This is a genomic window from Terrirubrum flagellatum (assembly GCF_022059845.1).
Lineage (GTDB): Bacteria > Pseudomonadota > Alphaproteobacteria > Rhizobiales > Beijerinckiaceae > Terrirubrum > Terrirubrum flagellatum.
In genome coordinates, this window is record NZ_CP091852.1 from 22,853 (window position 1) to 46,618 (window position 23,766).

Genomic DNA, 23,766 nt, shown 5'->3' on the forward strand with positions numbered 1-23,766 from the left:
GATCCGCGCGCTCGCGATGTGCGTCGTCGCCGCTCTGGTTCTTGCGATCTGGCAATTCCTGCCGCCAGCGCTTGGCGTGCCGAAATTCATCATTCCAACGATCACCGACATGGCGGCCGAATTCCAGCGCATGGCGACGCGAGAGAATCTTTGGCGGCATTTCTTCTCGACCGCATGGACGGCGGCTCTTGGTTTCGTTCTGGGCGGATTGTTTGGCGCAACGGCCGGCTATCTGCTCGGCCTGTCAAAATTCTGGGAGAGCGTGCTTTCGCCCTACATCCTCGCCATGCAGATTGCGCCCAAAGTCGCATTCGCGCCGCTGTTCATCATGTGGTTCGGCTACACCTTCTGGCCGAAACTCCTGACAACGGTGCTCGTCGTGTTCTTTCCAATTCTCGTTAATGTCGTGCAATCAGTTCGCGTCGCCGACCGCGACCTGATCAATCTTGCGCGGGCTTATAGCATGGGCGGCTGGCAGTGTTTCTGGAAGATCCTGTTTCCCCTGTCGATGCCGGCTTTGATGGCTGGACTGCGCATCGGCGCGACGCTGGCGGTTATCGGCGTGACCGTTGGCGAACTCGTCGGCGGAAACGTCGGACTGGGATTTCTCATCACCTATGGCGAGGGCCAGTCGAACACCGCGATGGTGTTCAATGCGATCGTTCTTCTCACGGTGATCGGCGTGACGCTCTACTGGCTTGTCGGCCTCGTTGAGAAGCGTGTGCTGCACTATGTCTGAGACGATGCGCAGGGCGCGGCTATGACGACGGGGCGACGCGCGGAGATCATTGGCGGCGGCTTCGCGGGCCTGGCGTTGGCCTGCGCGCTTGCGCAGCGAGGTTGGCGCGCTCGCGTTCACGAGCGCGGGACCGAGCTGCGCACGACCGGCGCCGGGATTTATATCTACGAGAACGGCCTGCGCGTGCTTGAAGCGCTGGGAGCATTCGAAGGCGCGGTGAAAGGCGCATCCATCGCGCAGATCCGCGAGGTGCGGGACAAGACGAACCGCACTGTTTCAGTCCATCACTGGAACAAGGTTGGGCGCGTCGTCTGCGTCGTGCGCCAACGCCTTATCAACGCGCTCGCGGACGCCGCGCGAAAATCCGGCGCCGAAATCATCACAGACTCGGAGGCGGTAAGCGCGACCGCCGGCGGCGAAGTGCTGTTCGCGGACGGTCGGCGCGAGACGGCCGATCTGATCGTCGGAGCTGACGGCGTCAATTCGAGAATCCGCGACAGCCTCGGGCTTGTGGCGAAGCGCAAAGCGATGCCCGATGGCGCGATCCGCGTGCTCCTCGACAAAACGGATGAGGAGCGCGCGCGAGGCGATACGGGAACGACGATCGAGTACTGGTCCGATAGCCGGCGCATCCTCTACACCCCATGTAGCGACGACGAGATCTATGTCGCGCTTACCATGCTTGACCGCGATGCGGGAGCAAAATCGACGCCCGTCGACGTCCCGCTGTGGCGTGCGGCTTTTCCGCATCTCGCGCCCTTGATTGATCGGATAGGCGCGCGCGGGCGTTACGATCGCTTTGAAATCATCAAGTTGAAGAGTTGGTCGGCGGGCTGCGTCGCAATCCTCGGCGATGCGGCGCATGCGCTGCCTCCCAATCTCGGCCAGGGCGGCGGTTGCGCGATGATGAACGCGTTAGCTCTTGCTGTGCATCTCGAACATACGCGCGATGTCGCATCGGGGCTTGCGGCGTGGGAGCGGGCTGAGCGGCCTCTGACCGAACATACCCAGCGCATGTCCGTCTTTTTTGGCTTGCCGACCACATGGCCCGCGCCGCTGCAACGCCTGTTCTTCTCGTTGGCCGGCCGTTCGGCCATGCTTGGCGAAATGCGCATGCGCACGGCGCGGCATCATCCCACCGGCGCTTTGGCGCCTCCCGTATCTTGAAGGAGTACGATATGGCCCGCTTGCGTCATTTCGCCATTTGCGTCGGCGATCTCGAAAAATCGAAGACTTTCTATGAGCAGGTTTTCGAGCTGAAGGAGGTGGGACGGGAGACAATCGAGATCGGCTCCGCGATCTATATGAGCGATGGCGTCATCAATCTTGCGCTCCTGAATTTCGCCGGAGAGAAGGGTTCGGGGCTTAAGGACGCCAAGGGTTTCGTGGGGCCGAACCATTTCGGCTTTCAGGTCGATGACCTCGCTGAGACGCAGCGAAAGATCGAGAGCGCCGGCGGCACGTTCTTCTTCGACCTCGGCGATGAGCGTAAGGGCAATTTCGAACGCAAGTTCAAGGATCCGGACGGCGTGATCTTTGACATCTCCCATCATGGCTGGATTGGCACGGACGGCTATATCCAGAAGCGCTCGTAACGGAAGAAGGCCCGGTTGCGGAGAAAAGTCGAACGGCTGCTTAGCGCCGTCACATGATGGGGCGACAGCTCGGTGAGATCGCGCCTTCCACGCCCGTCGGCGGAATGGCGGCCGATCGCACCGGAGGCGAAGCCGACATGTACGCCCTGCCGGGAAGCAGAGTGGGCGCTGCTCCTTTCAACACGCCTCAGTCAAACAAGGCGGCGCTGCGAACCATGATTTCCTGCTTCGCGAGATAACCCAGCCGGTCAGTTCGGTTCGCTGCACGGGCGACAGGGCAGGCGGACGGGCCGGTCCATTTCGTCCTGCCTCCCGTTTGCCTTCGCCTGAAACGGCCCCCCATCGGGATTTGCCCCCCACCGCCATGTGAGTCGGCCCCCCGGGTCGTGAGATCGAGGCGTCTCGCCCGCCTCCGAGAGCTCATCAAGGGCGCGCCTGACCGCTCAGGCGACCGCTTCGCCAGCCAAAACCACCCGAAACGATCCGGCGCATTGAGGATGTTTCCGGCCGCCGTGAACCGTCATTCACATAACCGGGGTCGGCTCGTTGCTCACTTTGTAGGCGTGAATAGGTTCACGCCGCCGAGATGACGCTGGGGCGGATAGGCGTCGCACGACACGGAAACACGAACCCAGAGCGCTCGAACGGTCTGGAAGAGGAAGCGACGTTGCCGCCTTCACGCAAATCGACAGGCGTTCGCTCGGCCCGCGCGCGTGAGCGGAGCGCCGTCCTGATCGGCTTGCCGCTGCGCCGCGCCGCGGGCGTCGCGACAGGTCTGACCAGGCTGCGAAACCGCCTGCTGGCCGGTCCCGCCATGGCGGTCGCATTCGGCGCCTCGCCCGGTTTCGCGCAGAACCAGATCATTCCGGACGGCCGCACCCAGACGCAAGTCAATGTTCAGGGCGCGACCACCAACATCACCACAAGCACGGTGTCCGGAAACGCCGGCTACAATTCCTTCTCCCAGTTCCGGACGGGCGCGGGCACGACCGTCAACCTCCATCTGCCGCAGGGGACCGGCGCGCTCGTCAACATCGTTCGCGACGGTCCGGTCGTCGTCAACGGCGTGCTCAATTCCTATCGGCAAGGGCGGATTGGCGGAAACGTCTACTTCTCGGATTCGCACGGCTTCACGGTCGGCCCCCAGGGCGTCATCAACACGGGATCGCTGACGGTCAACACGCCGACCCGTGAGTTTCTCGATCGGGTCATTTCGCCGAACGGCGTTGTGAACGCCGAAGCGGCGGCGCAGCTGCGCGCCAACGATGTTCCGCTGTCGCCTGACGGGACGATCACCATCGAGGGCCGCATCAATGCGCGCCGATCCGTCACTCTGCATGGGGCGTCGGTTCGCGTCGACGGACGGATCGCGGCCAACGCGGCGCCTGTCGATATCGGCGAGCGCCGACGCGCGCATCGGGCGGCGTTCGAGGCGACAGTGAACACCCGCGGCCTCACTCGCGGCGGAGCGATGGTCGCCCGCCGCGGCGGCGGCATCGAAATCGTCGCGGCGGGCTCAGTCTCGCTGTCCGGCCGGCTCAGCGCCAACGCCACGCATCGGCGCGCGGCGGGAGTGGTTACGGTGCGCGCCGGCGGCCGCATCGACGTGGCGTCCACCGCTCGCGTCAGCGCCAAAGGCCGCGCGCCGGCGGCCTGGATCACTACGCCCGGACTGAACACCGCGGATGGCGGCCGCATCTCGATCACGTCAGCCGATGCGATCGCCGTGGCGGCGGGCGCGCGATTCAACGCCAGCGCGGCGAAGGCGGCGCCCGGCAAGGGCGGCGAGATCAGGGTTTTCGCGGGAACGAATCTGCAGGCCGCATCCGACTCGTCATGGCAGGCGGCGGGCGGCGCCAGCGGCGACGGCGGATTCATCGAGCTCAGCGCGAAGCAGACCGTCGCGATCGGCTCCATCGCGCTTGATCTGTCGTCGCGCGGCGGCGTCGCCGGCACGCTCCTGATCGATCCGACCGACATCGTCATCGGCGGAGCCAGTTCGCCTCAGGCCACGATCGGCGTCGACGGCGGCAGCTCGCTGCCGAACCTGATCAGCAACGGCGGCAACATCACGCTCGAGGCGACCAACAGCATCACGATCTCGGCCGGCGGGCTGGTCGACAGCCGCCAGTACAACAGCGCCGCGGGCGATCTTTCGGCGTCCAACCCTTCGACCGGCGCGTCCGGCTCGATCACGCTGAAGGCGCCGATCATCAGCGTCGCCGGCTCGATCCGCGCCGACGTCAGCACGGGCTCCAGCTACGCCGCGGGCGACATCACGCTCATCTCGCAGAAGGCGCACGAGATCGCATCCGGCCTCGCGCAAGCGACCGCCACCATCGACGTGTCGGGAACGATCAGCGGCCGCAACATCACGATGACCGCTGACGGCGCGGCGAGCTCGAATTTCATCGATGCGGCGGGCGGCCTCGCGCAGGCGATCGGCACGAGCGTGGCCTCGACCCTGTTCGGCCTGAATGGCGGCTATGTCGGGAGCCATCTCGAGACCCGCGTGACGCTGCTCGACGGCGCGAATGTCACCGCGTCGGGCAACGTGGTGATGACGGCGACGGGCGTGCAGACGGCGGCGACGCCGGCGATCACGGTCTCCGGCGTCAATCCGTTCGCCGCCGCGGTGACGACGGCCGAAATCAGCGGAACCGTGAAAGCGGAGGTCATGTCCGGCGCGCACCTGACGGTCGGCCGCGATCTGACCGTCACGGCGGAAAACACCGTCACCATGATGGCGACCGCGCTGTCGGTCTCGACCGCGAACACGCGCGTCAACGCCACCGTCGCCATAGGGCAGACGGACGTGGATACGTGGGCGATCCTGCATTCAGGCGCCACCGTGTCGGTCGGCGCTGGCGGCAATGTCACCGTCGGGGCCAAGAACACCAACTCATTCAGCACGTCCGCGACGGCGATGGCGCTCGCCGGCGGCCAGGCTGGCATCGCAGTCGCCTATTCCGACACGCGGGCGACGGCGGAAGCGCGCGTCGGCGTTTCGCTTGGAAGCTCGACGAGCCAGCTCGGTCGTCTGACGATCCAGGCGACGTCGGACAACGACAAGAATGCGACGACCTCTTCGGTGGCCGTCGGCAACAACGGGCTTATCAACGCGCTCGGACTGGCGAGCCTCGGCGCGTCGCAATTTTCGAGCCTCGCCACACGGCTCGGCGTCAGCACCGGCGGTGGTTCAAGCGACGTCTTCAAGGTCGGCAGCGCGGTCACCATCGCCAACAGCAATCTTGCCGCGCGCGCCGCGATCGACGCCGACGCCGGTGGGACGCCGCCGACGATCTCGGTGCTCAATGTCGGCTCGGGCGTGCTTGTCGCGAGCCGGCTCGTCGACTTCGCTGTGCGCGTCGCCGCCGACAGCTCGATCAATTCAAACTCCAACGATCCCAACGGGCCAAACCCGCCGACGGCTTCAAATCCGAGCGCGACCACCGCGCTGTCTTTCGGCATCGCGGTCGGCAACATTTCGCATGTGAGCAACGCCTCGATCGGGCAGGGCGTGACGGTTACAGCGGGCCGCATCGGCGTCGCCGCCTCGACGGAAGTTCCGATCTCCGTCACCTGGCTCGACTGGGACGGCGTCGGCCAAGCTATTTCACACATCAACGGCTCGCTCGGTCTCGTCGCCGACGTGCTGACGAGTTACGCGAACGCCACGACGTCATCGAATAATCTCGGACTTGCCGGCGCAGTCAATTATTTCCGCGTGACCAACGAAACGGCCGCGTGGGTGGGGCAGGGCGCGACGCTCAACCAGTCCGGCGGAGTCGGCTCCTCGGTCAGGACGTTGGCCGACGGTTACGAGCTCAATCTGGACCAAGCGGTCAGCGTCAAGGCGGAGACCGCGACGAGCAGCATCGACATCGCGGGCAATCTCGCGGTGTTCTCTTTCTATCAGACAAATGGCGGCGGCGGGTCCGCGATCGGCGGCGCGCTCAACGACGTCAAGACGAGCAGCACGACGGTCGCCGCGATCGCGTCCGGCGCGACGATCAACGCCACCGGGCTCTCGGTGACGGCGGACAATCGCGACAAGATATTCGCCGTGGCGCCGACCTCAGGCGCGGCGAAGGGCGCGCTGGCGCTCAACGGAATCGTCTCGAATCTTGCGTTGCAGAATCATACGCTGGCGTCGATCAGCAAGGAGGCCACGGTCTCCGCGTCGAGCGTCGACATCGAGGCGAGTCAGTTCGTATCGCTGTTTTCGCTGACCGGCGCTGTCGCGCGCGGCGCGGCGTCCGGCGTCGGGCTTTCCGTCGCGACGCTGATCCCTGTCGCGGACACCCGCGCCTATGTCGGCGACAATGCGGCTGATCTGTCGGACGACCGGCTTCAGCGCGCCAACGCCGGACAAGGCGTGATCTCGACAGGCCGCATCACCGTCGACGCCTCATCGAGCGGTCGTCTTCTCGTGGCTTCGATGGCGGCCGCCGTGGTCGATCCGGCCCAGCCGTCGCTCGACTTGAATTCATTCTCGCTGTCGGATTCCGCGTTCGACGCGTTGGCGTCAAAGGCAGGCGGTCCGTCCTTCAGCCTGTCGGCCGCCGGAACCGCGGCCGTCGCCCAGACGACCGTCGATACGAAAGCGATCATCGACGGAATCCAGCTCCGGAACGCCAGCGGTGGTGGAAATGTCGATGTCGGCGTCACGGCCGAGAATGCGACGATCATCGAGAACGGCGCCGGCGCGGCGGCGCTTAATCTCAGCGGCAACCAGAGCGTCTCCAGCAATGCGCTCGCAGGCGCGGTGGCGATCGGCATTCTCGGCAACAGCACCGATGCCGCCATCCGCAATTCGACTCTGACGAATGCGGACGATGTGACGGTGCGCGCGCTGTCGGGCGGACGTCAGACGATCGTCGGCCTCGGGATCGCCGGCAGCCGCAGCAGTATCGGCTCGGTCGCGACGATTTCCGTTGCGGTCGGCATCGTGACGGATCGCGTCCTCGCCGAAGTGAGCAACACGGCGATCACCGCGAACGGGATGGTCGGCGCCGATCTCAACGTCAACGCCTATCAGACGACCGATATCGGCATTGGCGGCGGCGCGCTTTCGCTCGGCGGCAGAGCCGGATTCGGCGCCGCGATCACCTACGCCTCGATCGGGAACCCGGACGGATCGGATGCGGTGAGCGCGCTTGTTCGAGGTTCGAGCGCATCCGGGTTCGACGGCGTACAGGTCACCGCGTCGAACTCAAGCCGGATCGGAGCGGGCGCGGCTGCGGGCGGCGGCGGCGCTGACGCGAACGGGCTTGCCGGCGCATTCGTCATCACCGAGATCACGCCGACCACGCGCGCGGGCATCATCTCCGACGGCGCCGCCAATCTCGCCATCAACCTCCGCGGCGAAGCGATCGTGCTCGCGAATGGAGAGCGCAACAGTTCGTTCGACGCGATCATTTCGGGCCGCGTCGCAGCGACAGATACGGGGCAGGTCGATTTCACCGGCGCGGCGCTGAACGCCAACCAGGCGGCCAATCCGATTGGCGCTGCGATCATGGCGGTGGCGGGCGCGGTGCAGGGCGGCCAGAACAGTCTCGGCATTTCGCTTTTGAGTAACCGCATCGCGACATCGCATCTCGCGAGCATCGATGGCGTCGATCTCTTGTCGACCGGCGGCGATGTCAGCGTGTCGGCGCGGGATGGATCGACGATCACCTCGATCGCGATCGGCGCCGGGCTCGCCACCGGACAGTTCGCCGGACTCGCCTCGACCTCGCTGCCGTCGATCGACAATGTGATCTCGGCGACCATCAGCGGCGCGGGCACGATGGTCACGGGTCGCGACGTGTCGGTCCTCGCGAGCGGATCGTCGTCGATCCGCGGCGGCGCCGGCACGCTTGGGATCAGCCTCGGCGTCGCGGCGATCGGCCTGTCCATCGTCGATTCCTCGATCGCGAACGAGATCACCGCCGGAATTTCCGACGCGAATATTCGCGCCACGCGCGACCTGAAGGTTCTGGGCGACTCCACCGCGACGATCACCTCGATCGCGCTCGGCATCGCGGCGTCGCGCAACATCGGCCTGGCTGGTTCGATCGCCACCAGCTCGGTCGCCACGAATGTGACGTCCAGCGTCAGTGATGCAGATATCATCGCTGACAATAATCTCGGCGTGATCGCGACGAATCGCGACTCCATCGCCGTCGTCGCAGGCGCGGCCGGCGTGACCGTCGGCCAGCCCAGCATCGCCGGCGGACTGTCCGTGGTGAATAACACGATCGGCGGCGCCACCTCCGCGTCGATCGCCAACAGCAGCGCCGACGCGAAGGCCGCCGGCGCGGGCGCGATGACGATCGACAGCGGGCGGCTGGCGAACGCCGTCGATCTCTCCGCAGTGACGAGCATATCGATCGCGGCGCCCGATCAGACCATGACTCAACGGTCGCTGCATGGTCTCGGCGTCGTCGCCATGTCGAGCCAGGCCGTGCGCGCGAACTCGGTCACCGCCGGGCTTGCGATCTTTCCGGTCAGCGGCGCCTTCGCGCGCGTCGTTATCTCGAACATCATGGGCGGCGCGACGTCGGCGTCGATTTCCGACAGTAGCATCGATGCGCGACTGACCGGCGCGGGGCCGGCGGCGCCTGATGTCGCTGTGCTGGCCGGCAGCAACTCCTACGCCGCCACCTTCATCGTCGCGGGCGCAGCGGGCGGAATTGCAGGCGCGGGCTCTGACGCCCAGACGATCATGAATCGTCAAACGTCGGCAACGGTGACGCAGTCGACTGTGGGAACCACGACGCCAGGATATGCGGGTCCGGGCGTACAGACCGTTGATATCGAAGCGCTTGCGACTCAGGCTGCGGCAGGACAGGTCGTCAGCTTCGCGGCCGGTATCGGTGGGGCTGCGGCGACCGGGATCAGCGACAGCTTCGACGCGACGACGACGGCCTCTTTCGATGGCGGCCTCGTGACGGCGAAGCGCATGATCGTCAACGCCGAGAGCAGCAATGGATTCAATGCGACAGCGGCGGCCGGCTCAGGCGGCGCGGTCGGTTTCGGAAGCGCCTATGTGGTCGCTTCAAGCGACAATACGACGATTGCGTCGATCGGCGGCGGCGCGAGCCAGAGCACGCTCAATCTGAATGGCGATCTGACGGTCGCGGCGTTGAACGGCGGCGATTTCACAGCGCTCGCCGCTGGCGGCAGCGCCGCTGGCGGCGCGGCGGTCGCCGGCATGGTCAATGTCATCAATATCGACAACGTCACGCGCGCGCTGATCACGGGCGCGACCATCACGCAGCTTTCGACCGCCACCGAGACGGTCAACGGCGTCGCGCGCAGCGCGCTTATTTCAGTCACTGCGACCGAATCCGTCACCATCGAGCCGACCACCGGGACGGCGGCGGCGAGCGCGGGGCTGGGCCTGGGTTCTGCGACCAATATCGTCAACTTCAATGGCGGCGTGTCGGCTGCGATCACTGACAGCACGACCTCCTCGCCCGGCGCCGTTACGGTCTCGTCGGGCTCCAACCGCACGATCAATATCGAGACGGTGACGGTCGGCGCCGGAGGTTCGAGCGGCGTCGGCGCTGCGGTCGCGGTGCTGAAGATCGGCAGCGCGGGTCCATCCGAAGCGCAGTCGGATCTCAATGCCGGCGGCGACGGCACCTTGTCGCGCGTCAACCAATTGACTGCGGTTTCCGGCGATTTTGTCCTCAGCACAACGGGCGTGTCAGCCTATCGCACCGCGCTGGGCTCCGCGGGAACCGGACAAACGGAAGCGCAACTGCGCGCCGCCGCGCTCACGGAATATCAGCTGCTTCTGCAGAACGGAGTCGTCTCGAACGGAACGCTGACGCTGACCGCGAGCGGCGTCGCGGCTTTGCGCGCCACCGCCGCCACGGCGCTCGGCGTCGCCAATCCGACCGATGCGCAGGTCAGGTCGTACGCATCGTCGCGCTACGCGCTGCTTGATGGCGGGCGCATCCAGTATGTGCTCGGCGAGTCCGGTCTCGCGAATTATCGCCCGACGGTCGCGCTTTCGATCACGGACCCGACCGACGATCAGGTCCGCGTCGCGGCCAACGACAAATATCAAAGCCTTCTGGCGAATGGCGCGGTCAACAACGGAAAGTTGACGCTGACGACGCAAGGCATAGCCGCCTTCCGGTCCGAAGCGACGGCTTCGCTCGGGCACGCCGCGACCGACGCCGAAGTGAAGACCTACGCGGCCAACCTTTACAGCTACTTCGTGTCCTATCGCGCGCGCACGGCGACGCCGACGGGTTACAGCGCGACGGCCGCCCTCGACCAATCCTCGTCGGAGATTTCCGCCGGCGTCAGCGGCGGCTCGCTCTCGGCCGGCTCGCTGTCGGTGCGGTCGACGACGACCACAGCGAGCTACAATCATGCGACCGGCGTCGGCTCGGGATCAGCAGGCGTCGGCGCGGCGACAGCCTATACGACGGTCGGCGACGTCATCACGGCGACGGTGCAGGGAACGTCGGTCACGGCGGGAGCCCTCACTGTCGGAGCGACGGCGCAGGACGGCGCAAATCCGGCGGCGCGCATCGCCTCCTACGCCGGGGCGGGCGGGCTCGCGGCTGCGGCCGGCGCGGCGGTCGCCAATGCCTCGATCAACAACACGGTCTCCGCCACGGCTGCGGGAACATTCACGCTGACGGGCGCAGCCTCGCTCAGCGCCAGCGATGCGAGCGGCGTTCGCGCCGACGCCTTCGGCGCCACGGCGGGCGGCGGCCTCGCGCTCGGCGTTTCGCTGGCGAAAGCGTCGCGAACGAGCGCCGTCAACTCAACCCTCGCCTCGAACGCGCGCGTCGCGAGCGCGACGGGACTGACCGTGGACGCGACCAGCAGCGGATATGCGTTTGCGTCAGCGACAGCGGGCGTGGGCGGGCTTCTCGTCGGTGGCGCGGGCGCAGACGCCAGAGCAAATGATTCCGCGTCAGTGACGGCCCTCGTTGGTTCTGGCGCGTCCGCCAATGTCGGAACCGGCACGATCTCCGTGACCGCGACGGCGAGTCCGGACGCCAAGTCTTCGGCGCTCGGCGCCTCTGTGGCCGGCGGTCTCGCCGTGGGCGCCGCGATCGCCCGTTCGACCGCTTCGCCAACCGTGCTGGCGGCGATCAATGGCAATGCGAGCTTGCCGGCGTCTCAATTCACCGCGGGCACGCTCTCGGTGCAGGCGAAGGGCTCGGTGTTTGGCGCGGCGGTCAGCGACATCACCGGCATGCCGACCTCGACGGCGGACTTCACGCGCGGCGGCCAGTCCGCCGCGTCCTGGGCGGTCGCAGGCTCCGGTTCGGTTTATTACAGCGCGGTCGGCGCCGACTCGCGCGCCGTCAATACGTCATCGGTCATCGCTTCTGTCGGCGACTATGTCCGGTTGCCCGTTGGCTCCGTCACCATCAAGGCCGACAACAGCTCGATCCAGGCCGCGAAGGGAACCGGCGTCGCCCTCGGCGGCGTGGCGGCCATTGGCGCGGTCAACGCCCAGGCTGATGCGACCTCGACCACGAATGCGACAGTTGGCGACAACGTCGTGATGGCGGCCGCGGGCGCCGGCAGCTTCACGCTGCAGGCGATCGGCAGCGACACGCAGATCGCGCGCGCCACGTCCGGCAGCGGCGGCATGGTCGCCGGCGCGGGCGCGACCGCGAAGACGTCCGACACCGCCGGCGTGAACGCCACGATCGGCGCGAGCGTCTCGATCAACACCAACCTGATCTCGATCTCCGCCAAGCACAGCGACATCTACGCCGAGACTGTCGACAGCACGCAAGGCGCGCTGCTCGGCGCCAGCGCCTCGATCGCGAACCACACCGTCACTTCCGACGTGCTCGTCTCGATCGGCGACAACACGATCTTGGCCGCGCGCGGCGCGGGGACGAAGAGCTGTTACGTCACGACCTGCCTGCAAGGAATTGGCATCGAGAGCCGCAACATCTTCAGCGAGCTGTCGCTCGGCGACACCATCACCGGCGGCGCCGGCGGCGGGGTCAATGGCGTCGGCGCGGAATCGCGCACCACGATCACCGGCACGTCGCGCGTTCTCCTCGGCGACAATGTCAGCCTGTCTGCAGGGCAGGACGCCGTTTCTTCGCCCGGGCCGATCTCAATCCAGGCGATCAGCGAGCTCGATGCGAACGATCAGGTTTCGCTGACCACCGGCGGCGCGCTTCAGGGAGCGGGCGTCAGCTCCTATTACACCGCCGACCCCGACAACACCGTGACCCTCGGCGCCAGCAACAGTCTGACGTCGGCCGGCGTGATCAATGTCGGCACCTACACGAAGGCGAACGTCAAGACGAATGCGCTGGTCAGCACATTCGGCGTGCTCGCGGCGGTTGGAACCGCCAACGCCGACAGCACCGTCAGGACCGACCAGACGATCACCATCGGCGCCAACAGCACGCTGACGGGCCTCGACAATGTCAACGTCACCGCGGGCCGCGACGCCTCCGGCATCGCCACGACGGAGATCAACGGCGACGCGACGGCGCTCGGCTACATACGCGGCCTGATCGCCGTGCCGACGGCGCGGGCCTCGACCAATCTGCGCAACACCGCCCGTCTGGTGGTGAACACCGGCGCAGCGCTGCTCAGCGCCCAGAACGTGACGCTCGGCGCGTTCGATGGAAGCCTGAACGCCAACGCCGATGGCGCAGGTCACGGCTTCGAGCTCTACGCGATCCCGGTGACGGCTCGCAGCGAGAGCCCCATCAAGCAGGCGACCTCGACGCTGGTGATGGACGGCCGCGCGGTTGGCGGCGTGTTCCACGAGCAGGAGATCATCATCGGTTGCGGCGCCGGCGGCCTGTCGATCTGCGGCGTCAACGATACTCCCAGCATTTATATCAAGGCCGGCGGCGCGCCGGTGGCGGTGACCTACGACCCGAATTTCAACGCGGTGCAATATGTCCGCGACAATTACACCACCTACACCGGGACGCTGCCAGACACGACGGTGGCCGACACGCTGGTCGGCGGCATCTCGTCGGGCCTCGTCAAGGCCGTGCGCGTCAGCCAGCTCTACGCCGCCGGCGGCAACGTCTTCGTCACCGCCGACACCGTCCAGGGCAGCGGCTCGCTGACCGCCAATGGCGGCCCGACTATCAAGGTGACGAACAACAGCGCCGCCTATCTCATCCTCGACGGCGGCGCCTATATCCCCGATCTCGACACCGGCCGCATCCTTGGCGGCAACGGGCTGACGAAGACCACGGTCAATCCGAACGGCACCGCCAGCATCATCATCAGCAACGCCTATACGCGAGATGATGTCGGCGGCTATGGCCCCGCCCTGTTGATCGCCGGCGACATCACCAATCTCGGCGGCCTCGTGTCGCTCAACAACACGCAAGGCTCCTTCGGATTCTCGGGCCAGCGCATCGATGCGCTTCAGTTCAACGTCACGGTGCCCAACGGCGCGGTCGCAGTCGCCTCGAACGGCCCGAACGGCATGTACAACGCCGGCGCCTCGCCGATGGCGGAGTGGGGCAGCTGGATCTACTATCCTGGCGCCCAGCCCGGCGCGGCGTCGAACACCTATGTCATCAACGACACGGTCAACGCCATCGCCAACACGCTTTATTTCGGCAATGGCAACAGTCTAAACTACCAGCTCTACCACAACATCAACGACGGATCGGACCCGGCGAACCGATACAGCACCATCATGTATGGCAACTGCATCGGCTACGGCGCGACCGGCATGAATTGCGTCGGCGGCTATTATTTCGGCAACGGCATCAACTTCGCGCAGATCCCGATCGTCCCCAAATATTACGAGAACAACGCGGCGACGGCGCAAGGCAGCGGCGCACAGATCTATGGCGCGCAGGTTGCAATCAAGGCCACGGTGATCAACGTCAACGCTGCGATCGAGGCCGGACGCGTCACCAACCAGTCGGTCTATCTCGACGCGAACCTGTATCAGGCGCTCGCTTTCGCAGCTTTCAACTACAATTATTACGGCTACGGCTCGCCGACGGTCGATCTCACCAACGATCCGCGCATCCTCAACTATGGCTCGGCGGCCAACACCTACCGCGTCGTCAACAGCGGCGACAAACTGATCCCGGTCACCTACGATATCCGCACCGGCCAGCTCACCATCAGCGATGTCAACGCATCTTCCGGCGGCGGCTCGGTGCTGCTCGACGGCCAGATCATCAGCACGAACACGCTGGGCTCGATCAAGATCAATGGCGGCTTCGGCCATGTCGACATCATCAACAACAGCGGCATGGAGCTCATCACCAACCGGATCAACACAGGCACCGCCAGCGGGCCCAACGCCAGCGTCAGCAAGATCACCATCATAGACCGGCTGAAGTCAGCCGACGTGAACACCAGCGTCTATGTCTACACGCCCGGCTCCGGCATCACGAAATACATCACCTCCAACGGAGCGCAGCCGATTCTGAGCGGCGCGAACGCGACGCAACCGGCGGAATTCATCTCCGGCGACACCACGCGTTACACCCCCGTCAGCGGCACGCGCTACGAGTGGACGCAGCAACTCTGGGTCCACAAGGACGGACTGATCGTCAACAACCCCAACGCACAAGGCGTCTGGCGCTACAACTCGGGCTCGGCGAACAACCCCTGGGAATATGTCGCGGCTCCAGCGACCGGCATCTGGGGCGACGGCACGTCTTCCGGCCCGGACTACTGGAACGTGTCGAGCTCTCCGCAAGGCCGCCTCGTCAACAATCCCGGCGCAGCCGGCACCGTCTTTTACGAGACGCTGCAGGGCGGAGTCGTCGAAGTTATCAATGCGATGCAGACCTACGGGAACTGCAATGGCGGCAATCCGAGCTTCTGCGACTTCGACTTCCGGGGGAACACCGGTTCGACGGCCAACAGCTACTGGAACTACAACTACGTCAAGGACGCCTGGCTGCAGGTGACTGCCTCGGTGAAGGCCGACAACCAGTTCGGCATCAGCTTCGCCGGCAATGCGGCCGGGTCGGTCCGGATCGAGTCCAACGCCTCGGTGCGCCAGCAGGGCAACATCGTCAATCCGAGCGGCGACACCCGGATCGTCGCCTCGGCCGGCAGCCTGGCCCAGGCGCCCAACGTCTCGATCCTGTCGAACAATCTCGTGCTCTACGGGCGCAATGCTGTCGGCTCGGCGGCGGCGCCGATCCAGGCGACCCTGACATCAGGCGCCGATGTCGCTGCCTATTCCGGCGCGGGCGGCATCTATCTCAACATCGATTCCGACGCGAAGATTTTCCGTCTCAACGCCAACAACGATGCAGGCGTCAATGTTTACGGCGACATCGTCGTCCACGCGACGGGCGGAATGGAGCTCTCAAGCCGCGTCCCGAGCAACTATGTCAATGTGCTTGGCGACAACATATCGCTCACGAGCGACAACGGCGCGATCGGCGGCGTCGCTGCGCCGCTGCAAATGCAGGCCTTCTCGACGCTGCAACCGGACGGCAGCCGCACCGGCGGCGTGGTCAACCTCAAGGCGAAGGGAGATATCGGCGTCCAGCAACTGGCCGACGCTGGCGATCTCCGCGTCGGGCTGATCTCCAGCACGACGGGCGATGTCCGCATCGACGTGCAGGGCGGACGACTGGTTTCCGCAACCGGGCAGACCGCCGGCCAGGCGCTCAGCGCCGATCAGCTCGCCGCTGTCTCGCGCTCGCTCAAGCTGACCGCGGCCGACGGCGCCAATGCGGCGGCCCAGGCGAGCGTCGCGAGTTTCGAGCGGCAGGTGACGCTGAGCTACGATCCCTACATCGCGCTCGCGCGCAACGGCGTGGTGACCAATGGCCGCTTCGCACTGAATGCGAACGCCGTCGCCCTTTACCAGACTTTCGCCGACGCCGAGCTCGGACATGTCGCGAGCGATCAGGAGGTGAAGGACTATGCAGCGCGGCGCTACGACGCTTACGCCAATCTGTTCAGCACCGCCTATGGCGCGAACTGGTCGAATCTCGCGCGATTCAATCCGGCGACGCCGCAATCGGGTTTTGTCTTCAGCGCTACGGCGAGCGACGCCGTAGCCGGGCTCGTCAATAACATCGCCGGCGACGCCGCGTGGACAGATCGGCAGCTTGTCTCCGCCATTAACGTCTCGGCGCTGCAGCCGGCCAGTTCGTCTGTCGGCAACGGCGTGGCGCTGGTCGTTGGCCGCGATGTCACGCTCAACATCGCAGGCAATATCGGCTCGCTTGCGCCCGACGCTTCAGTATCTCTCGCCAGCATCCGCGACGGCACGATTTCAAATGCGAATCTCGCCGCGCTGTCGGCTGCGTCCACGCCCGGCACCGTCAAGATCGTCGGGCAGACCGCCGGCGGCGCCCGCGTCGAGGTGACGGACCTCGCAACTGTGGCGCCGGGCGTCACACTGACGAGCGTTGAAATCAAGCAGACGGCGCCGCTCTTCATCAGCGCAAGCGGCGTGTTCTCCGGCTCGGCGCAGGGCGACATCTATGTGCAGGCGACCAGCGCCGCGCAGGCGGGCGGGGCGAACATCAATGTCGGCCGCGTCACGGCGACCGGCGCAATCAACCTGCAAGCTCCGGGCGCGATCTCGGCCGCCACGATTCCCAACAGCACAACGCCACGCAACGCCGTGCAGGTTCAGGCGGGCGGCGATCTCGTCCTGGTGGCGGGCGGCGGGTCGATCGGCTCCTCCGCGACTCCGCTGACATATCAAATCGGCGGACGGCTGGTGTCGGCCTCGGCCGCAGCTGACGCCTATCTCGCGGCGTTCGGCGGACCGGCGCAGATCGGGCGCATTTCGGCGATCGGAACCGCGTCGCTGACGGCGGCCTCTGGCGGCATTCAGGGATATTTGCCGGGAATTGCGATCTCCGCCGGAACGGTTGTGCTCAACGCCGGGGGCGATGTCGGCTCCTCCGCCAATCCGCTCGGCGTGCGCGTCGGGGGGACCGGCGAGTTCTCAGGTCAGATCGGCGGCTCCGCCTATATTTTGTCGCCAGCGATTTCTGGAACGACCGCTGCGCTGCGCGTCGGCGATCTCTCCGCAACGAGCGGCGTCGTGATGAGCGCCGACGACGAAGTGCGCGTCCTGCGATCCGTGCGCTCGGCTGGCGGAGGCGTTTCGATCACGAGCGACTCAATCAGCATGGCGAGCGGAGCGTCGATCGCGAGCGTCGGTCTCGTGGCGCTCACATCGGCGAGCGACATTTCGCTCGGCCGCGTCTCAAGCGCGTTCGTCCCGGCTTCCGGCGCAACGTCCGTGATGATCAGCGCCGCTGGCGCCATCACGGGCAATGGCGATTCCGGAAATCAGATTGAAGCGCTCACCCTCGGCGGCGTCATCAAACTGATCGCAGGGGCGAACATCGGCGCGTCTGAACTCGCGCCGCTATCCTTTGTTGGCGCAAGCCTCTCGGCTGAGAGCCTGACCGGAGGCGTCTTCCTGTCGACCGCGTCGAGCGCGCGCGTGACGAGCCTGATCGCGAGCGCCGGAGCGGCGTGGCTGAATTCCAGCGCGGCGTTGACGATCGATGCGCTCACGAGCCGCGGCGCAACGATCCAGGCGGCGGGCGCGCCGCTGACCATCGGGACCTTGACCTCGGCCGGCCCGGCTTCGCTTCGGGCAGGCGGCGCGATCGCCATTACGAGTGCGGCGACGACGCTCGGCGATCTGTCGATTGTGTCGACAAACGCTGGCGTCACGGCGGCGACGCTCAATTCGGCTGGCGCTCTGTCATTGATCGCGCCCGGTGCCATTCAGGTGACGACTCTGACAGCAGGCGGCGGCGCGACGGTTCAGTCAAGCGCGAGCACGCTGCGCGTCGATACAGGCTCCGCCGGCGGGACAGCGATGCTCGGCGCGCACGACGCTGTCACGCTGGGAACTTTCACGACGACGACGGGTGATCTTTCAGTCGCCTCCACGAACGCCGGCCTTACCGCGGCGACATTGCAGGCGGCTGGCGCTCTTTCGCTGACCGCGGCGGGCGACATTCGCGTAACGACGTCGGCGACTTCGGGTGGAACGACGAGCGCGACGTCTTCGGGCGGAACGCTGGACGTTGCTTCGCTGACCTCGGGCGGAGCGGCGACGCTGTCGGGATCCGGCCTTGTGACGATCGGTTCGGCGCAGACGCAATCGGGTGATCTTTCAGTCGCCTCCACGAACGCCGGGATCACGGCGGCGATGCTGAACGCGGCCGGCGCTTTGTCGCTGATGGCGGCGGGCGACATTCATACGACGACGTCAGCGACTTCGGGTGGAACGACAAGTGTGATGTCTTCGGGCGGAATGCTGGACTTCGTTTCGCTGACCTCAAGTGGAGCGGCGACGTTGTCGGGTGCGGGCCTTGTGACGATCGGCTCGGCGCAGACGCAATCGGGCGATCTCTCGGTTACATCCACGAACGCCGGGATCACGGCGGCGATGCTGAACGCGGCTGGCGCCTTGTCGCTGACGGCGCCCGGCGCGATTCAGGTGACGACTCTGACGGCGGGCGGCGGCGCGACGGTTCAATCGAGCGCCGGCGCGCTGCGCATCGATACGGGCTCGGCAGGCGGGACATCGGCGCTGAGTGCGCGGGACGCCGTGACGCTGGGAGCCTTCACGACGACAGCGGGCGACCTCTCGCTAGCCTCTGCGAACGCTGGCGTCACTGCGGCGACGCTGAATGCGTCCGGCGCTCTGTCGGCGACTGCGTCCGGCGCCATTGTAGTGATAACATCGGCGATCTCTGGCGGAACGACGAATGCAACGTCTTCGGGCGGAACGCTCGATCTGACGTCATTGACCTCGGGTGGAGCGGCGACGTTGTCGGGCTCGGGTCTTGTGACGATTGGCTCGGCGCAGACGCAATCGGGCGATCTCTCCGTCGCCTCTGTGAATGCTGGCGTCACGGCGACGACGCTGAATGTGGCCGGCGCGCTGTCATTGACTGCGCCCGGCGCCATTCAGGTGACAACTCTGACGGCAGGCGGCGGCGCGATGGCTCAGTCGAGCGCGAGCACGCTGCGCGTCGATACGGGCTCGGCCGGCGGGACGTCGATGCTCAGCGCGCGCGACGCAGTCACGCTCGGAACCTTCACAACGACGTCAGGCGATCTCTCTGTCGCCTCCACGAACGCCGGGATTACAGCGGCGACCCTTGATGCCGCCGGCGCGCTGTCGCTGATGGCGCCGGGCGCGATTCAGGTCTCGACGTCGGCGACCTCTGGCGGAACGTCGAGCGCGAACTCGTCCGGCTCCACACTAGGCGTCGCGTCGCTGACGTCGGGAGCAGACGCGACCCTGTCGGCCTCCGGCCTTGTGACAATCGGATCAGCTTTGACCAGATCCGGCGATCTGTCAGTCACATCCGCGAACGCTGGCGTCACCGCGACAACGCTCGATGCGGCCGGCGCTGCCGCGATCGATGCGCAAGGCGCGGTCGGGGTCGCATCATTGAGCGCCGGCGGCGGCGCAAGAGTCGTGACGCCAGGTTCGATCCAGATCACGGCGCTCACCGCCGGCCAGGGCGCGACAATCCAGTCGAGCGCAAGCACGCTGGCAATCGGCGCGGGTTCGGCCGGCGGAACGTCGACGCTCGGCGCACAGGACTCGGTGACGCTGGGATCATACGGAACGACTTCTGGCGATCTGTCGATCACATCGACGAACGCCGGCGTCGCCGCGGCGACGTTGAACGCGGCCGGCGCCCTGTCGCTAACGGCTGGCGGCGCCATTCAGGTGATCGCGTCGGCGACCTCTGGCGGAACAACGAGTGCGATATCTTCGGGCGGGACGCTGGACATTGCGTCGCTGACTTCGAGCGGAGCGGCGACGCTGTCGGGCTTCGGTTCTGTGACGATTGGTTCGGCGCAGACGCAATCGGGCGATCTCTCGGTCGCCTCTGCGAACGCCGGCGTCACGGCGGCGACGCTGAACGCGGCCGGCGCGTTGTCGCTGACGGCGGCGGGCGACATTCACGCGACGACGTCGGCGACTTCGGGTGGAACGACGAGTGCGACGTCTTCGGGCGGAATGCTGGACTTCGTTTCGCTGACCTCAGGTGGAGCGGCGACGTTGTCGGGCGCGGGCCTTGTGACGATCGGCTCAGCGCAGACGCAATCTGGTGATCTCTCGGTCGCCTCCGCGAACGCCGGGATCACGGCGACGACGCTGAACGCGGCTGGCGCTCTGTCATTGACCGCGCCCAGCGCCATTCAGGTGACGACTCTGACGGCAGGCGGCGGCGCGACGGCTCAGTCAAGCGCGAGCACGCTGCGCGTCGATACCGGCTCGGCTGGCGGGACATCGATGCTCAGCGCGCGCGACGCAGTGACGCTCGGAACCTTCACGACCACATCTGGCGGTCTGTCGGTCACGTCGACGAACGCCGGGACTGCAGCGAACCGCCTCGCGTCGGCGGACTTCCTGACGCTGAATTCGTTTGACGCGATCTCCACCTCCACATTGAGCGCTGTCGGCGCGCTGACTCTCGCGTCGAACAATGCGATCGACGTCGCAAACATGACGGCGGGCGGCGCGATCGCCGTGCGGTCCCTCGCCTCCACCGTGCGCAATCAGGTCGCTGTCGCCGGCGCGACTTCGATGGTTTCGGCGCGGAGCGATGTCACACTGGGCTCCTTCACGATCAGCGCCGGCGATTTGTCGATCGCATCGGCCGCCGCAGGCGTCACGGCGAACAGTTTGTATGTTGCCGGCGCGATCATGCTGACAGCGCCCGGCGCGATCGAGACCGGAACGATTATCGCAGGCGGCGGCGTGACTGCGACGTCGACGGCTGGGACGCTTCGCATCGCCAGCGCCGCCGCGGGCGCGACCTCCTCGCTGTATGCCGCGGATTCGCTCACGGTCGGATCGTTCGAGACGACGGCCGGCGGCCTGTCGATGACCTCGGCGAACGCTGGCGTCGCAAGCAACACGGTCTTCGCAGCCGGCGATCTCGTGGTCGCCGGGCAGTCGATCCAGTTCGGCCGCAGCGAGAGCGGCGGCGCTACGCGGCTGGCCAGCGCCGGCTCGATCGATGGCGGTCTTGGCCTCGCGGCGGGGGACTTCGTCGCGCGGGCGGGCGGGTCGATCCGCGCCGCGGCGGTCGCCGCCTGGCGAGCGGATTTCGGCGCCATGGACGATGTGCGCGTCGATCGTCTGGGCGCGGCTGCGGAGCTGATCATTCGCGGCACGATCACTGTGTCCGACATCGCGCAACTGCCATCGGGATCGACCGCTCCGCTGCAGCTGTCGGTTGGCGGAATGCGCGACCGCGCCGCGACGTCCGCACGCCTTTCGATCGACGCGCCGAACGGCGTCAGGTCGCCCGTGTTCAATGTCGTCGACGCGGAGATGACGACGACAGCGTCGGACATCTCCGTCGCGTCGGCCTTCGTTCCCGGCTCGCTCCATCTGACGACAGCGACGATTGATCTGCTGGCTAACAATCGCAGCCCCAGGCCGATTGCTGGATATGGGGTCCAGCTTTTCCAGCGTGACGGCGCGTTCGCCTTCACGCTGACGGGCAAGCGAATCGAGACGACCGCCTCAATCGTGCAGTTCGAGAAGGGCGTCGAAACCGTCTGGCTGTCTGACGGCGGGCCTATCCAGGGCGTAAGTTCGATTTCGGAATTGTCGCGAATCGGCGATCCGGGCATGGTTCGCGCCAACGGGGCGTTTGCGGCCGCCCTGAAGGCTTTCGCGACGATGGGGTCATGGAGCAGTCCAGTGGCAGGGTTTGTGGCCGCCGCTCCAGGCGTGCAGGGGAAACCCGTCAACACGGGCTCCTCCGATGGCGCGGATCAGGACTCCTGATGAAGGTAAAAGCGGGGGCAGGCGGCCGGCTGGCCTCCCCGGCTGCGTGCGCGGGGATTATCGCCTTCGTCGTATTCGGCAGCCCTGCAATCGCGCAGACCAACCCGAGCACGCTTGAGCGCGAGTCGGAGCGGCAGCGGACCCAGATCGAGCAGCAAACAGCGCCGCGGCGTCAGACCGGCCCGAACGTGGTCGGGCCAGGCGCGGCCGCGCGCGTCGAATTTCCGCCGGGCGGAACCACGGTGCTGCTGCGCGAGGTGCGCATCGACAAATCCTCGTTGCTGAGCTCGGACGAGATCGAAGCGATCAAGCGGAAATATGTCGGCCGCCGCGTCGACCTCGCGCAGATCGGCGCGCTCGTTCAGGAGATCAACGACATCTATGCGGCGCGGGGCCATATCACGGCCAGCGCCATCCTGCCGCCGCAAAAGCTGACGCAGGGCGTCCTCACGGTGAAACTCATCGAGGGAAAGCTCGGGAATCTCACGGTCACGGGCGCGGTCCAGACGTCGCCGTCCTACATCAAGTCAAGCGTCCCTGTGGCCGCGGGCGACACGGTCGACGTGCCCGCGCTCAATCGCAGCATCGCCATCTTCAACCGGACGAACGAGACGCAGTTGCGCGCGCAGCTACGCGCGGGCGGCCAGTTCGGCCTCACCGACATCGAGCTTGCGACGACGGAGCCGCCGCGCAACATCGTGCAGATATTCGGCGACAACCAGGCGGCGACGACGGCGGGGCGCTATCAGGCCGGGCTGTACTGGCGACTGCATGGCCTCTTCGGAATCGATGACCGGCTGACGACTTACGGCGTCATATCGCGCGGAAGCCTCTATGGAAGCAGCAGCTTCACCTTGCCGATCACGCCCTACGGAACACGGCTCGGCTTGAGCTACTCCCGCTCCGGGAACCATGTGGTTGACGGTCCGCTGCTGCAATTGAGATCGAAGGGCGAGTCGCAGAACAGCGCGGTTAATCTGAGCCAGCCGCTGTTCGGAACCGAGGCTCTCTCGCTGCTCGCGATCGGCAGCTTCACGCTTGGCGACACGCGCAGCGACCAGCTTGAAGTCAATGTGGTGCGCAGCTCGTTCCAGCGCTGGACCGGAGGGCTGGCGTTCACCTGGACGTCGCCGATTCATTCGCTGTCGGTGTCGCCAACCATTTCGCGCGTACACTGGAAAAACAGCATTGCGGGCGCGTCGAGCGACTTCACGATCCTTGGCGGAAACACCACGAACTTCGTGCGCTTTTCTGACCAGCTCTACGCCTCGCTGGTCGGCTCCTGGCAATATTCGCGCGATCCGCTTCCGGGCGATCAGACATTCCAGATCGGCGGCCCGACGACCGTCCGCGGATATCCCATCGGAGTCGCCGCCGGCGATTCCGGATATTACGGTCAGGCCGAGCTGCACTACGCTTTCGGCGACGCGCTGCGCAATGTCGACGTGTTCGCGTTCATCGATCACGGGGCTGTCTTCGCAACCTTTCCGAAGATGACGCGCGCGAGCGCGGCGGGAGTAGGCGTGTCCTGGCGCCCCGCCGAATGGGTGACGCTGGAATCGAGCGTCGGGTTCCCTATTGTCAATGTGGCCAGCTCGCAGCGCAGTCATGAAGTCTATGTGCGGCTCTCGTTCCGGCCGCAGATCAACTGATCAGGCCTGAAGCCGTGGCTTCCCGCG

Annotated in this window: 5 protein-coding genes; all 5 read left to right on the plus strand. The window is 66.2% G+C overall.

Annotated elements, in window-relative coordinates; translation table 11 throughout:
• Window positions 1-16: 16 nt before the first annotated feature.
• Window positions 17-739 (plus strand): ABC transporter permease, encoded by a 723-nt coding sequence (locus L8F45_RS26710; RefSeq protein ID WP_342363958.1) that lies wholly within the window; start codon window positions 17-19, stop codon window positions 737-739.
• Window positions 740-760: 21 nt separating this feature from the next.
• A complete protein-coding gene (locus L8F45_RS26715; RefSeq protein WP_342363799.1) occupies window positions 761-1,906 on the plus strand; it encodes an FAD-dependent oxidoreductase in 1,146 nt (381 codons plus the stop codon).
• Window positions 1,907-1,917: 11 nt separating this feature from the next.
• Window positions 1,918-2,334 (plus strand): VOC family protein, encoded by a 417-nt coding sequence (locus L8F45_RS26720; RefSeq protein WP_342363800.1) that lies wholly within the window; start codon window positions 1,918-1,920, stop codon window positions 2,332-2,334.
• A 667-nt stretch (window positions 2,335-3,001) separates the two neighbouring features.
• Complete coding sequence (locus tag L8F45_RS26725) at window positions 3,002-22,087, plus strand: leukotoxin LktA family filamentous adhesin (protein WP_342363801.1); 19,086 nt, start codon at window positions 3,002-3,004, stop codon at window positions 22,085-22,087.
• On the plus strand, window positions 22,087-23,739 hold the full coding sequence (locus L8F45_RS26730; RefSeq protein WP_342363802.1) for a ShlB/FhaC/HecB family hemolysin secretion/activation protein: 1,653 nt from the start codon (window positions 22,087-22,089) through the stop codon (window positions 23,737-23,739). The genes L8F45_RS26725 and L8F45_RS26730 overlap by 1 nt, the downstream gene beginning before the upstream one ends.
• The last annotated feature ends 27 nt before the right edge of the window (window positions 23,740-23,766 follow it).